The sequence below is a fragment of the Streptomyces sp. CA-243310 genome, assembly GCF_050936775.1.
Lineage (GTDB): Bacteria > Actinomycetota > Actinomycetes > Streptomycetales > Streptomycetaceae > Streptomyces.
The window spans coordinates 423,337-437,122 of the sequence record NZ_JBNJMF010000001.1 but is presented as its reverse complement, the minus strand read 5'-3'; the positions used below and the strand labels follow the sequence as shown (position 1 = coordinate 437,122).

11 protein-coding genes and 2 tRNA genes are annotated in these 13,786 nt (G+C 72.2%); 4 read left to right on the top strand and 9 right to left on the bottom strand.

Going from position 1 to position 13,786, the window contains the following annotated elements:
- Window positions 1-15: 15 nt before the first annotated feature.
- The 5 genes from ACQEVM_RS02050 to ACQEVM_RS02030 all read right to left on the bottom strand — a co-directional run bounded on the left by ACQEVM_RS02050 (window position 16) and on the right by ACQEVM_RS02030 (window position 4,927).
- Complete coding sequence (locus ACQEVM_RS02050; protein ID WP_433074034.1) at window positions 16-1,476, bottom strand: sensor histidine kinase; 1,461 nt, start codon at window positions 1,474-1,476, stop codon at window positions 16-18.
- A 77-nt stretch (window positions 1,477-1,553) separates the two neighbouring features.
- On the bottom strand, window positions 1,554-2,321 hold the full coding sequence (locus ACQEVM_RS02045; RefSeq protein ID WP_053684119.1) for a response regulator transcription factor: 768 nt from the start codon (window positions 2,319-2,321) through the stop codon (window positions 1,554-1,556).
- Window positions 2,322-2,430: 109 nt separating this feature from the next.
- Window positions 2,431-3,291 (bottom strand): amidohydrolase family protein, encoded by an 861-nt coding sequence (locus ACQEVM_RS02040; protein ID WP_433074030.1) that lies wholly within the window; start codon window positions 3,289-3,291, stop codon window positions 2,431-2,433.
- Window positions 3,292-3,614: 323 nt separating this feature from the next.
- Window positions 3,615-4,496 carry a DUF2797 domain-containing protein gene (locus ACQEVM_RS02035; protein WP_433074027.1) on the bottom strand — a complete coding sequence of 294 codons (882 nt, stop codon included), beginning with the start codon at window positions 4,494-4,496 and terminating at the stop codon, window positions 3,615-3,617.
- Window positions 4,493-4,927, bottom strand: a complete 435-nt coding sequence (locus ACQEVM_RS02030) for an Lrp/AsnC family transcriptional regulator (RefSeq protein WP_053684114.1) — start codon at window positions 4,925-4,927, stop codon at window positions 4,493-4,495. The genes ACQEVM_RS02035 and ACQEVM_RS02030 overlap by 4 nt, the downstream gene beginning before the upstream one ends.
- Window positions 4,928-5,035: 108 nt before the next feature.
- Here ACQEVM_RS02030 and ACQEVM_RS02025 point away from each other — a divergent pair, with 108 nt between their 5' ends.
- Complete coding sequence (locus ACQEVM_RS02025) at window positions 5,036-5,950, top strand: SMP-30/gluconolactonase/LRE family protein (RefSeq protein WP_433074023.1); 915 nt, start codon at window positions 5,036-5,038, stop codon at window positions 5,948-5,950.
- Window positions 5,951-6,006: 56 nt separating this feature from the next.
- Here ACQEVM_RS02025 and ACQEVM_RS02020 read toward each other — a convergent pair whose 3' ends face one another.
- The 3 genes from ACQEVM_RS02020 to ACQEVM_RS02010 form a co-directional block, all read right to left on the bottom strand.
- Window positions 6,007-6,375 carry a PH domain-containing protein gene (locus tag ACQEVM_RS02020; RefSeq protein ID WP_433074020.1) on the bottom strand — a complete coding sequence of 123 codons (369 nt, stop codon included), beginning with the start codon at window positions 6,373-6,375 and terminating at the stop codon, window positions 6,007-6,009.
- 165 nt (window positions 6,376-6,540) lie between these two features.
- A tRNA-Arg gene (locus ACQEVM_RS02015) sits at window positions 6,541-6,613 on the bottom strand.
- 401 nt (window positions 6,614-7,014) lie between these two features.
- Window positions 7,015-7,105: transfer RNA gene (locus tag ACQEVM_RS02010), tRNA-Ser, on the bottom strand.
- A gap of 337 nt (window positions 7,106-7,442) precedes the next feature.
- Between ACQEVM_RS02010 and ACQEVM_RS02005 the strand changes: the two genes are divergently transcribed.
- The 3 genes from ACQEVM_RS02005 to ACQEVM_RS01995 all read left to right on the top strand — a co-directional run bounded on the left by ACQEVM_RS02005 (window position 7,443) and on the right by ACQEVM_RS01995 (window position 11,973).
- Window positions 7,443-7,877, top strand: coding sequence for an SSI family serine proteinase inhibitor (locus ACQEVM_RS02005; RefSeq protein WP_433074017.1), 435 nt, complete (start codon window positions 7,443-7,445; stop codon window positions 7,875-7,877).
- A 120-nt stretch (window positions 7,878-7,997) separates the two neighbouring features.
- Window positions 7,998-11,384 (top strand): PAS domain-containing protein, encoded by a 3,387-nt coding sequence (locus ACQEVM_RS02000; RefSeq protein WP_433074014.1) that lies wholly within the window; start codon window positions 7,998-8,000, stop codon window positions 11,382-11,384.
- Window positions 11,385-11,397: 13 nt separating this feature from the next.
- Window positions 11,398-11,973 carry an antibiotic biosynthesis monooxygenase gene (locus tag ACQEVM_RS01995; protein WP_433074011.1) on the top strand — a complete coding sequence of 192 codons (576 nt, stop codon included), beginning with the start codon at window positions 11,398-11,400 and terminating at the stop codon, window positions 11,971-11,973.
- A 62-nt stretch (window positions 11,974-12,035) separates the two neighbouring features.
- Here the strand turns inward: ACQEVM_RS01995 and ACQEVM_RS01990 are convergent, their stop codons facing one another.
- A complete protein-coding gene (locus tag ACQEVM_RS01990; protein ID WP_433074008.1) occupies window positions 12,036-13,685 on the bottom strand; it encodes a long-chain fatty acid--CoA ligase in 1,650 nt (549 codons plus the stop codon).
- Window positions 13,686-13,786 lie beyond the last annotated feature (101 nt).

The window sequence follows — 13,786 nt, the reverse complement described above, 5'->3', positions numbered from 1 at the left end:
TCGCCGGTCGGGCTGTCACCGGTGTGTGGTGAGCCTGTGCCCCGTCTGTGAGTCCGTGGCGGTCGCGAGTGGCAGCCGTACCTCGAAGCTGGTCCGACCCGGCCGGCTGCGTACGTCGACCTGTCCCCCGTGGGCCGAGACCACGGCCTGGACGATGGCGAGTCCGAGACCGGTGGAGCCCGCCGACCTGGAGCGGGAGGCGTCGCCGCGGGCGAAGCGCTCGAAGACGTGGGGGAGGAGTTCGGAGGGGATGCCGGGCCCGTCGTCCTCGATCAGCAGCCGGACGGCGGATGTTTCACGTGAAACATGCGCGGTGACGGTGGTGCCGGGCGGGGTGTGGGTGCGGGCGTTGGCGAGGAGGTTGACCAGGACCTGCTGGATCCGGGCCGGGTCGGCGCGGATCGGCGCGGGCTCGTCGGGGAGGTTCAACCGCCAGTGGTGCGCGGGGCCGGCAACCCGGGCGTCGCTGACGGCGTCCACGACAAGCGGGGCCAGATCGGTGTCGGCGTCTCCGGTGGGCAGGGGGCTACCGGCGTCCAACCGGGCCAGGAGCAGCAGGTCTTCGACGAGTCCGGTCATCCGGGTGGCCTCGGACTCGATCCGGCCCAGCGCGTGCCGGGTGTCGGGGCCGGGCTGCTCGTGGCCGCGCCGGGTGAGTTCGGCGTAGCCGCGGATGGAGGCCAGCGGGGTGCGCAGCTCGTGGCTGGCGTCGGCGACGAACTGGCGGACCCGCATCTCGCTCTGCTGCCGGGCGGTGAGGGCGGAGGAGACGTGGCCCAGCATCCGGTTGAGGGCCGCGCCGACCTGCCCCACCTCGGTGCGGGGGTCGGCCTCCGCGTCGGGAACGCGTTCGTGCAGGGCGGGTTCGCCGCTGTGCAGGGGGAGTTCGGAGACCCGGGTGGCGGTGGCGGCGACCCGGTGCAGGGGGCGCAGGGCGACACCGACGAGCGCCTGCCCCGCGAGGGAGGCGGCGATCAGCCCGGCCAGGGTGACGAAGACCTCGACCGCGACGAGGGTGTGGACGGTGGAATCCACGTCGCTGAGCGGGAAGCCGAGTACGAGGCTGCCGTCGGGGGAGGTCAGCACCCGGTAGCCGCCGAGCTGCGGCAGCTCCACGTCGGTCGGGTCGCCCCGGCCCGGGGCGGACGCGTGGGCGGCCTGCTCCAGCGCGGCCGTCTGGCCGTCGGTGAGCGGCTGACGGTGGTCGAGGTCGGGCCCGCCCACGGCCGCGCTGCGGGCAGAGCCGATGACCTTCCCGTCGGAGTCGAGCCGGATCCCGGCGGCGCCGAGGGGGCTGCCGGGGGCCAGGACGAATCCCAGGCTGTTCTCGCGGGCGGCCTTGCCCGCGCCGGGCCCGCGGAGCGCCATGTCGAGGGAGACCCGCAGCTGGTCGTCGAGCTTGTCGACCAGGTTCTCGCGCAGCGCAAGCGTCGTGACGGTGCCGATGGCCGCGCCGACGACGGCGATGAGTGCCACAGCCGACAGGACGAGCCGGGTCCGCAGCGACCACGGCCGGCGGGGCCGGGCGCCTCGTCGGAGTCGACGTACGGGCACTACTCGGCCGGCTTGATCAGGTAGCCGGCGCCGCGGCGGGTGTGGATCATCGGGGGCCATCCGGGGCCGCTCTCCAGCTTCCGTCGCAGGTAGGAGATGTACAGCTCGACGACGTTGGCCTGGCCGCCGAAGTCGTAGGACCACACCCGGTCCAGGATCTGCGCCTTGCTGAGCACGCGGCGCGGGTTGCGCATCAGGTAGCGCAGCAGCTCGAACTCGGTGGCGGTCAGATGGACCTCCCGGCCGTCCCGGGTGACCTCGTGGCTGTCCTCGTCGAGCCGCAGGTCGCCGACGACCAGGACGGATCCCCCGCGCGCGGCCTGCGCCGCGCCGGAGCGGCGGACCAGGCCGCGCAGCCGGGCCACGACCTCCTCCAGGCTGAACGGCTTGGTGACGTAGTCGTCGCCGCCCGCCGTCAGGCCCGCGATCCGGTCCTCGACGGAGTCCTTGGCGGTCAGGAACAGCACCGGGACCTGGGGAAGCTCCCTGCGCAGCCGGCCGAGCACGGCCAGACCGTCCATGTCCGGGAGCATGATGTCGAGCAGCACCACGTCGGGGCGGAACTCCCGGGCCGCGCGGACCGCGCCGGCGCCGTCCCCGGCGCTGCGGACCTCGCAGCCCTCGTACCGCAGGGCCATGGACAGCAGCTCGGAGAGCGCGGCCTCGTCGTCGACCACGAGCACCCGGCAGGGGCCGCCGTCGGGCCGGACGAGGGCCGTGTGATTGCCGGTGGACGTGGACGCGTGTGAGGTGGTCGTCGCAGTCATGGGTACACGCTGACCGTTGCCTCTGAGAGCGTTCTTGCGCCTACCTGTGAATTTCCTGAGAATCGCCGGCCCGCGCGGGGCGGGGCCGCGGCGCGGCTTCGGCGGGTGCTCAGGGCAGCCGGAACAGCCGGGCTCCGTTGTCGTGGCAGACCGCGCGCAGCCACTCGTCCCCGAGGTCGAGGCGCTCCAGGGCCGCGAGCTGGTGCTCGTAGGGGTAGGGGATGTTCGGGAAGTCGGTGCCCAGCAGGATCCGGTCGCCGAGGTCGACGAGGCGTCCCAGGTCCCCGGCCGGGAAGCCGCTGAACTGCTCGGAGAAGTCGGTGAAGGCCATGGTGGTGTCCAGCCGGACCTCGCCGTACCGCTCGGCCAGGTCGAGGAAGTCGGCGTACTCGGGCATCCCCATGTGCGCGATCACCAGGGGCAGCCGGGGGTGGCGGGCCAGCAGCCGGGCGACGGGCTCGGGCCCGGTGTGCTTGCCGGGCACGGGCCCGGAGCCGCAGTGGATCACGACGGGGATCCCTGCCTCGGCCAGCAGTCCCCAGACGGCTTCGAGCCGGTCGTCGTTCGGGTCGTACCCGCCGACCTGGAGGTGCGCCTTGAAGACCCGCGCCCCGGCCTCGACGGCCCGGGCGGTGTACGCCGCCGCCCCGTCCTCCGGGAAGAAGGTCGCGGTGTGCAGGCAGTCCGGGGTCCGCGCGGCGAAATCGGCGGACCAGGCGTTCAGCCAGGCCGCCATCGCCGGCTTGTGCGGGTAGAGCATGGCGGTGAAGGCCCGTACCCCGAACCGCCGGAGCAGCGCGACCCGCTGCTCCTCCTCGTGCCGGTAGGTGATCGGCCACTCGACGCCGGTCAACGGTCCGACCGCGTCGAAGTAGTCCCACACCTTGTCCAGGACGCGCTCGGGCATGAAGTGGGTGTGCACGTCGACCAGGCCGGGCAGCCCGAGCCGCTCCCGGAAGGCACGGAGCACCTCCGCCGTCGACGCCTCCGCCGTACCCCCGGAAATCGGTCCGGTGGTCGGCTCGGGGACCGGCCCTGTGGTCGACTCGGCGTTCGAGTCAGTGTGCGGCGCGGACAAATCCGTGACTCCGTTCGACGGTCGCGACGTGCAGGGTGCAGCTCTCGCCCACCACCCTCCGCGGCGGGCCCCCGGGATGTCCACACGAAAGCCGCCCACGAGGCCAAAGGGATCCAAGACTTGACCATGGACGGCCCGCGCGACCCTCACGACAGGCGCCTCGGCATGGACGCCTCGATCGGGGCGCCTCGACCGGGACACCTCGACCGCGCCGTTCAGAACAGCCCTTCCTGACCGACCTCCGGGGACGGCGGTGCGACCACGGTCGTCGGCACCTCCGCGCCGCCGTCCTCCAGTGGTGCGACGAGCTCCCAGCCGGCGAGCAGCCGGGTGTCCACCACCAGCCCGTCCGCGAAGTGCAGATCCGGTCCGGCCGCGCCCACGAGCGTCCCCGTCACCGTCCCGTCGGCCACCATCTCGGTGACCACCCGTACGGGTTCGGGCAAGGTGTCGAGGCCGAACGGGGCGGCATGATCGACGACTTCGCAGCCCAGTCGCTCCAGCGACTCCGGCCATCCCGGCAGGACCGCGGCCCGGGCGTGCAGCTCGGCCACCTCCTCGGCCCGCTCGGCGCGCGGCGGCAGGTGGGCCCGCACGGCGCGCTTGCGGGCGTACGCGATCCGATCGGGCACCCCGAGGGCGGCCCGGAGCAGTTCCTCGGTGCGCCGGGTCGCCATCAGCGGCCCGCGCCCGAGCCAGGCCCAGGTCACCGCCCCCTGCTCCAGCAACCGGGCCGGACCGCGTTCCTCGGCGGTGATGCCGACCTTGAGCAGGCCGGGCCCGAACCACGCCAGGTACACCCGGTACGGGCGCGGATCGGCGACGTTGGTGTCGGCGGCCACCGAGAAGGACCGGTCCAGCCGGGCGCACTCGGGGCACTGGGAGTTCCCCGCCCGGCCCGGCACCGGCCGGCCGGTCGGACACGGGGTCCGCCTGCCGGCCCGCCACACGCCCAGGCAGTGCCGCTCGCCCCGGGCGGCGAAAGCCAACCGGTGCCCGTACCCGAGCGGGCTGCCGCGCTCCCCGCGCTGCGGCCCGTACCAGCCGATGGAGGGGCCGCCGTCCTTCCAGCGGATGCCGGTGCACCACCAGGTCACAGCGGGAGCGGCCGTTCGAAGAAGGTGTCCAGGACGACGGTGGCCTGGGTTCCGCTGACCCCGTCGATGGCGTAGAGGCGGCGCAGTACGTCCTGCAGCTGCACGGTGGTCGCGGAGCGGACCTTGACCAGCACCGACGCGCTGCCGGCGATCACGTGCGCCTCCTGGATCTCCGGGATGGCCGCGAAGGCCTCCGCCGAGTCCCCCATCCAGGCGTTGGAGTCGACCATCACGTAGGCCAGCACCCCGCTGCCCACCGCGGCCGGGTCCACGTCGACCGTGGTCCGCCGGATCACTCCGCGCTCGCGCAGTTTCCGTACGCGCTCGTGCGTGGCGCCGGCCGAGAGGCCGACTGCCGCGCCGAGGGCCGCGTAGGACTGGCCCGCGTCCTGCTGGAGGCGCAGGACGAGCGCCCGGTCGATGTCGTCCACGCGATCTTCCTCTCATGTGCCCGTCGGGCCTTGCGAAGACGGTACCTGATCCTGCAATCTCACCATCACGCCGAACATCATTCGGCCGATCGAGCAATTGGGGGAACCATGTCAGGTATCGCAGACCTCGCCCTGTACGAGATTCTGGACGATCGTTTCCGTACGGGCCGCTGCGCCAATGGCGACATGCGCCTGGAGCGCCTGTACGGCGACTGCCGTTGGGCGGAAGGACCGCTCTACCTGCCCGCCTGGCGGCAACTCGTGTGGAGCGACATCCCCAACGACCGGATGCTGCGCTGGGACGAGGCGACCGGCGCCGTCTCCGTCTTCCGCTCCCCTGCCGGCCACTCGAACGGCAACACCCTCGACCGCGAGGGCCGCCTGATCACCTGCGAGCAGGGCAACCGACGCGTCACCCGCACCGAACCGGACGGCAGCCTCACGGTCCTGGCGGACCACTGGGACGGCAAGCGGCTCAACAGCCCGAATGACGCGGTGGTGCGCTCGGACGGCTCCGTCTGGTTCTCCGACCCGGACTTCGGCATCACCAACGACTACGAGGGCCACCGCGCCCCGAGCGAGATCGGCGCCTGCAACCTCTACCGCGCCGACCCCGCCACGGGCGAGGTGCGGCTGGTCGCGGACGGCTTCCTGGGCCCGAACGGCCTCGCCTTCTCCCCGGACGAGAGCGAGCTGTACGCCGCCGACACCCGCGCGGGCCACATCCGCGCCTTCAAGGTCACCGACGACGGGACCCTGACGCACGACCGGGTGTTCGCCGTCTGCCCCTCCGTGGACAACATCCGCTTCGACGACCAGGGCCGGCTGTGGGCGGCGGCCATGGCGGACGGCGTGCGCTGCCACGCGCCGGACGGCACCCTGATCGGCCGGCTCCGCGTACCGGAACCGGTCTCGAACATCACCTTCGGCGGCCCGAAGAACAACCGCCTCTTCATCACCGCCACCACTTCGCTGTACTCCCTGGTGATGTCGGTGACCGGCCTCCCCCGCGTGGCCCGCTGACCCCTGCCGCGAACCGGAGCGCACGCAACGGACGCCCCCGGCCCACGACCACCGACCTACCGGGCGACGAACTGCGTGAGGATCGCCTGGACCTCGTAGATGTCGACGCCCTTGGTGAAGGTCTTCTCCACCGCCGGCGTCGGGCTGCCCGATATCCAGATCTTCAGCTCGGCATCGAGATCGAAGTGACCGGCGGTCTCCACCGAGAAGTGCGTGATGCTGCGGTAGGGGATGGAGTGGTACTCCACCTTCTTGCCGGTGATGCCCTGCTTGTCGACGAGCACCAGCCGCCGGTCGGTGAACAGGATGGTGTCGCGGATCAGGAGATAAGCCGCGTGCACCTGCTCCCCGTGCCCCAGCAGCCGCTCGTAGTCCCGCTGCGCCGACACCGGATCGACCGTGTGCGCGTTCCCGAACAGACCCATGGAACTTCCCTTCGAAGACTCGACGACCCTCGAAAGGCTAGCCGGCCCCTCCCCGCACGGCATCGTCCACCAGATCGACCCCCACCCGGAGATTCCCCGGAGGCGCCACGACCGGGGAAACGCGAGAGGCCCTCAGGATTTCTCCTGAGGGCCTCTGGCCTGCTGTGCACTCGGCAGGATTCGAACCTGCAACCTTCTGATCCGTAGTCAGATGCTCTATCCGTTAAGCTACGAGTGCTTGGGCTTCCCGGGGTTTTGCGCCCCGTTGGCCTTGCGAGAACAACAATACATGGACCTCGGCGGGACGCGAAATCCATTAGCCCCACCACCGCTGACCTGCGAAAACGCCCTGGAAGAAGATCATCCGGGCGGGTTCGGGAAGTGACCCCGACCGGGCTGCCGAGGGGTCCGTGGGGGCTCGCGGCGTGATCACGGGAGCAGAACCCCGGCACGACCCCGCTTCGGCGCGCCAGGGCCGGGGAGCGGCCGGAAGTCGTCGACGAGTCGTCCGAAAAGCGGTCGCCCCGAGCCGGTCGAGAAGCCGAGCCGGTCGAGAAGAAGACGGTCACGAGAAGGCGACCGGACGAGGCCCGAACGCACCGAAGCCCCGGTCCTGAGGACCGGGGCTTCGGTGAGGTGCGGAGGCGGAGGGATTTGAACCCTCGATGGGGGGTAAGCCCCAAACCGCATTAGCAGTGCGGCGCCATAGACCGGACTAGGCGACGCCTCCAGCACACCCTCGCGTACGAAGGTGCGTGCAGATGATGACACAGGCTCGGGGCCGGTCACCAATCCGCTCCCACGGTACAAGGAACGACAGGTCCAGGGCAAAGGCTTAGGGCCCCGCGCGCGGCACCGGTGTCGAGGGGCGTACGGCGGGCGTGGGACGGGCGTGGTGAGGGACTACCAACGGGTGAACCGGCGGGCGTTCCGCGGGAACCGGGCAGCCGTTCCGAAGACGGCGGCGCGCCGCCGCACGCACACACGCACGGCGTGCCGCGTGCGCAACGTCGGGGCCGGCACGTCGTTGGTGAGGCGTACGACGTACGGACGACCTGGAGTGCCACATGCTGCGTCTCGCCGCCTTCGCCGTCACCTCCGTCCTGGCCGCAGCGGCCGCCGGACCGCTGCCACCGCTGCCCCTGAACCTGCTGTCGCCGTCCGCGTCGGCTCCCGACCGGCTGACCGTCGCCGTGTCCAACACCGGCAACCCGCTCGCCGACGGCGACTACTCCCTGGAGTGCGACCCGGCCGGAGGCAACCACCCCCGGGCCCAGGACGCCTGCGCCCGGCTCGACACTTTCGCGAAGAACGGCGAGAACCCCTTCGCCCCCGTCTCGAAGCGGCAGTTCTGCACCATGGTCGACGGCGGGCCCGCCACCGCCCGGATCACCGGAACATGGGACGGCAGGAAAGTGGACGCGACGTTCCAGCGGACGAACGGATGCGACATCGCCCGGTGGAACAACATGGAACCTGTGCTTCCGAGTGGGCGTTCCTGACCTGGGAGGATGCGAAGGATGGGCGGAATACACCGCACATCCGCCGCCCCGCCGAGGGCCCGTGCCCTTAGACTCCTCCCGTGACATGCCGGTAGTCGTGGTCAGGGGAGGAAGCTCGTCGTGAGCAGCAGGCCATCCCGAGGCGCTGCTCGCCTCGCAGCAATACTCGACGCTCTTCCCGACGCGCTGTTGCTCGTCAACGCCAACGGCACGGTCGTCAACGCGAATTCGATCGCACTCGAGATCATGGAGAGTCCCGGAACGGGGCTCGTCGGGCGCGGTGTGCTGGACCTGCTGCCCGAGTTCGACTCCAAGTTGATCCCCGGCTCCATGCGCCGACCCGGCGACGACGAGGGCGGGCGGGCCAGGCCGAAGCGGATGACCGCGCGGCGCACCGACGGATCCGAGTTCCCCGTCGAGGTCACCAGCGCCCACCTGGACGGGCGCGACGCCTACCGCGAGCCGGCCCCGTCCTACACCGGTGACGAGCTGCTCATGCTCGTCGTACGGGACCTCTCCGAGACAGTGGACACCGAGGCCGAGCTGGCCCGTTCCCAGCGGCAGACCGAGATGATCCTGCGTGCCGCCGCCGAGGGCGTGGTGGGTACCGACACCGACGGGCGGGTCGTGCTGGTCAATCCGGCCGCGGCGCAGATCCTCGGGTACCGCGCCACCGACCTCGGCAACCGCGAGCTGCACGGGCTGATCCAGCACTCCCGCGCCGACGGCTCGCCGTTCCCGTTCGAGGAATCCCCCCTCGCCGACACCCTGCGCAGCGGACGCAAGCACCGGGTCCGCGGGCAGGTCCTGTGGAACAAGTCGGGACAGCCCGTCTCCGTCGACCTCACCACCTCGCCCGTACGGGACGGGGAGCTGCTCGTCGGCGCCGTCATGACGTTCACGGACCGGCGGTCGTACGACGCCCTCGCGGCCCGCAACGCCCAGTTGATGGCGCTGCTCGACGACTCGCTGCGCGGTCCGCTGGCCGAACTGCGCCGCGAACTGGCGACGCTGGCGGCCGACGATGCCGGTCAACTGTGGCCGGAGGCCAACCAGCTGCTGCACCACCTGGCCGCCGGGTACTCGCGGATGACCACGCTCGTGGACAACGTGCTCGGCTTCCAACGGCTGGACGCGGGCAGCGACAAGCTCGACAAGAAGAAGGTCCTGATCAACACGGTCGTCGCGGCCGGCGTCGACGGCGCGGTCGAGCTGATCGGGCCCGGCCGGGCGCAGTTCGCCGTGCACGCGCCGACCATCGAGGCCGAGGTGGACGGGGAGCGTGTCGCGGCCGCCCTCGCGCACCTGGTCGCGGACGTCGCCGGAGTGGACGCCACCGGCAAGACCGCCCAGGGCAGCGGGTACGCCGACTCCACGATCGTCGTGGCCGCCGCGCAGCGCGGTGACGTCGTACGGATCGAGGTGCGCGGTCCCTACGAAGGGGGCAACCCGGTGCACGAGCCGATCGTGCGGGGCATCGTGGCCGCGCACGGCGGTGTGTTGCAGACGGTCGAGGTCCCGGGCGCGCCGGGCGGTGCGTACGTCCTGGAGTTCCCGCTGGGTGCGGGAGCCGGCACGGTGACCCTGCCCGAACCGGCCAAGGAGCCCGAGGACAAGGCCCCCGAGGGCAAGCCTGGCCGCGAGGGCAAGGGCGAGTCCGGCGGCCGGCGCGCACGGCGGAGCGGGGTGGACGCGTTCCTGGACGACGAGGCCGAGGAGCCGAAGGCCCCCGACGGCCGTGGCCCCCATCCCGGCCAGGGTGGTGGCGGGAGCGCGCTGGCGCTGCCGTCCGGACGGCGACGGGCCGACGGCAGCCCCGCCGACTCCGGGCCGGCGGGATCCGGGCTGGCGCAGTCCCCGGTGAACCCGGCGGGCCTGGGCACCGGGCGTCGCCGGGGTCGCGACGGCGACGGCAGCGGGAACGGCGCCCCGGCCGGCCTCGCCCGGGGTCCCGAGAACGGTGTGAACGGCGGGCAGGGCGGCTCCGGTCGGCCCGTGCCCCCGCAAGGCACCGCGATGCCCGCGTTGCCGCCCGTACCGTCGGTCCCGGTGACCGAGCACCCCGCCGGGCGACGGCGGGCGCTGGGACCCGCGGGGCCGCCCGCGCAGTCCGGCGGGCCCGTGCCGGCGACCGGCCTCGTACCGCCCACCCCGCAGCGTCCCATCGCCCCCGAGGGCGGCTTCGCACTGCCCGCCGGGCCGACCCCGGCGGCGAGCCCGGTTCCGGCGGGGCCCGTCCCGGCCGCCCCGCAGGCGCCCGCGATGGCCGGTTCCGCGCCCGCTCCCGCCGAGGCCGACTCCGACGCTCCGGGCGGACGCCGCGGCCGACGGGTGCTCGGCGCCCCGGTGTCGGAGCCCGAGACCCCCGACGCCGCGCCCGAGGCCGGTGCGCAGGAAGCCGCCGACCCGGCCCACCCCACCGGTCGGCGCCGCGCCCTGCCCGCCCCACCGGCGTGGCCGGTACCCGCCGCCCGGACCGCCGTCGAGGACGACGAGGTCGCGCCGGCCGCCGTCCCCGGTGCCCGGCAGCCGCAGGGCGCCCCGGCGGAGGCCGCGCAGCCGATCAGCGTGCGTGCCCTCGGCACCCTGGGCCAGGGCATCTCCGTCGACGCGAGCGGTTCCGGTCGCAGGCGCCGACTGGCCGAACCCGCTGCTCAGGGACGTGCCTTCGCCATAGGGGCACCCGAGGCGGGCTCCGCCGAGGGCCCGGAGCCGCTGGACGGCCCCGGTGGCGCCGTCGAGGTGGTCAACCGGCCCGTGCCCCGCCCCGTGGACGACGAACTGCCGCCGGAGCCGCTGGACAACCCGCGCCGGCTACTCGTGTGGCCCGCGCCCGACGCGCAGACGCAGCGGGCCCTGAGCGACCGCGGCTACCGGCCGGTGATCGTCAACTCCCGCGAGGAGGTGGACGCGCAGATCGCCGCCTTCCCCGCGGCGCTGTTCGTCGACCCGCTGACCGGGCCGATCACCCGGACCGCCCTGCAGTCGCTGCGTCAGGCCGCGGTGGCCGCCGAGGTCCCGGTCCTGGTCACGGCCGGGCTGGGACACGCCACGCGCGAGGCCGCGTACGGCGCCGATCCGGCCGTCCTGCTCAAGGCGCTCGCGCCCCGCGACAGCGAGCAGCACCCGTCCCGGGTCCTGCTGATCGAGGAGCACGAGGAGATCGCCATCGCCCTGAGCGCCGCCCTGGAGCGGCGCGGGATGCAGGTGGCCCGGGCGGGCGCCGACACCGACGCCGTGGAGCTGGCGACCCGGATGCGCCCGAACCTGGTGGTCATGGACCTGATGCAGGTGCGGCGGCGCCGGGCCGGGATCGTGGACTGGTTGCGTGCCAACGGTCAGTTGAACCGGACCCCGCTGGTCGTCTACACGACTGCCGGGATCGATCCGGCCGAACTGCCCCGGCTGGCCTCGGGCGAGAGCGTCCTGTTCCTCGCCGAACGGGCCACGACCGCGGACGTGCAGGGCCGCATCGTGGACCTGCTGGCAAAGATCGGCACCAACTAGTCATCCTGGCCGCATGGCCATCACCGACACGACCGAGCACACCGTCCCCGCCGACAACGGGGAGGTGAACCTGCTCATCGCCCGTCAGGTGGAACCTGGCCACGAGGAGACGTTCGAGGCCTGGGCCCACGGCATCCTGGAGACCGCCGCGGGCTTTCCGGACCATCTCGGATACGGGCTGTTCCGCCCGGCCTCGGAGGGCGGGCCCTGGTTCCTGGTGCACCGCTTCCGCAACGAGGCCGCGTTCCAGCGGTGGCAGGACTCCGCCGAGCGGGCGCAGTGGTTCTCCAACTGCCTCGGGCACCACCACACCGAGATAGCCCGGCGGGAACTCCACGGCATGGAGACCTGGTTCGCCAAGCCGGGTACGACCCGGCCCGCGCCGCCGCGCTGGAAGATGGCGATCAGCTCGGGGCTGGCCATCTTCCCGATCTCCCTGGCGGGCAACGCGCTGCTCGGGCCGTACCTGGTGGATCTGCACTTCGTGGTGCGCACGGCCGCGTTCGCGATCGTCTTCAGCACCCTCATGACCTATGTGGCCATGCCCGCCGTCAGCAAGCTGCTGCGGCCATGGCTCACCCGGGGCTGACACCGCCGGCGCCGGAGCGTCCTCCGGTTCGTGCGGGAGATCCGCTCGCCGTCGCCGACGCCCTAGTCGAGCCTGGTGACCTCGAGTGCCCCGTCCGCGTACTGCTTCCGGATCACCTTCTTGTCGAACTTGCCGACGCTCGTCTTCGGTACCGCCTCGACGAAGGCCCAGCGCTCCGGGAGCTGCCACTTGGCGATCGACTGGGCGAGGAACGCGTGCAGCCCCGTGTAGTCCACGCTCGCGCCCGCCGTCCGGACGACCGTGGCCAGCGGACGCTCGCCCCACTTCTCGTCGGGGACGGCCACGACCGCCGCCTCGGCCACCTCGGGATGCGCCATCAGCGCGTTCTCCAGCTCGACACTGGAGATCCACTCGCCGCCGGACTTGATGACGTCCTTGGCCCGGTCGGTCAGCGTGAGGAACCCGTCGGCGCTGATCACCCCGACGTCACCGGTCTTGAGCCAGCCGTCCGCGCTGAACTTGTCCTCGGGACGGAGCGGCTCGCCGTCGGCGCCGCCGTAGTAGGCGCCCGCGATCCAGGTGCCGCGCACCTCCAGCTCACCCGCCGAACGGCCGTCCCACGGCAAGTGCTCGCCGCCGGGTCCCACCAGGCGCCCTTCGACACCGGCGGGGAATCTGCCCTGGGTGATCCGGTACGGCCACTCCTCCTCGGCGGTCAGACCGGCCGGCGGGTGCGCCATGGTGCCGAGCGGCGAGGTCTCCGTCATGCCCCAGGCGTGACAGAGGCGGACGCCGAGCTTCTCGTACGCCTCCATGAGGGAGGGCGGACAGGCCGCGCCGCCGATCGTGACCTGCTTCATGGAGGTCAGATCGCGCGGGTTGGCGGTCACCTCGGCGAGCAGCCCCTGCCAGATGGTGGGGACCGCCGCGGCGTGGGTGGGCTTCTCCCGCTCGATCATCTCGGCGAGCGGGGCGGGCTGAAGGAAGCGGTCCGGCATCAGCATGTTGATGCCGGTCATGAACGTGGCGTGGGGCAGCCCCCACGCGTTCACATGGAACTGCGGAACGACGACGAGCGTGGTGTCCCGGTCCGTCAGACCCATCGACTCGGCCATGTTGACCTGCATCGAGTGCAGGTAGACGGAGCGGTGCGAGTAGATGACGCCCTTGGGTTCGCCGGTGGTGCCGGAGGTGTAGCACATGGCCGCGGCCTGGCGCTCGTCCAGCTCGGGCCACGCGTAGGTGTCAGGTCGACCCGCCAGCAGGTCCTCGTACTCGTGCACGCGCACGTCGAGGCCTTCGAGTCCGGAGCGGTCCCCGACGCCCACGACGACGACATGCTCGACGGTGGGCAGGTGCGGCAGCAGCGGGACCAGGAGGGGGAGCAGGGTGCCGTTGACCAGTACGACCCGGTCGGCCGCGTGGTTGACGATGAAGACCAGCTGCTCGGGGGGAAGCCGCAGGTTGAGCGTGTGCAGAACGGCGCCCATGGACGGGATCGCGAAGTACGCCTCCACGTGCTCGGCGTTGTTCCACATCAGAGTCCCTATGACATCCGATTCCCGGACTCCGAGCTCGTCACGCAGAGCGTTGGCCAACTGAGCAGCGCGGGCGCCGATCTCCGCGAAGCTGCGCCGGTGCGGCTCGGCCTCACCCGTCCAGGTCGTCACCTGGGAACTTCCGTGAATCGTCGACCCGTGGGTCAGGATTCGCGAAATCAGCAGTGGTACGTCCTGCATCGTGCTCAGCAAAGCGTCCTCCCGGTGAGCGCTGCGGCGCTGCGGCGGCTACGGATGCTGCCGATTCTGCGCACGTACCGGTCGGCATGTCACTACCTCACGGGCGGAAACCC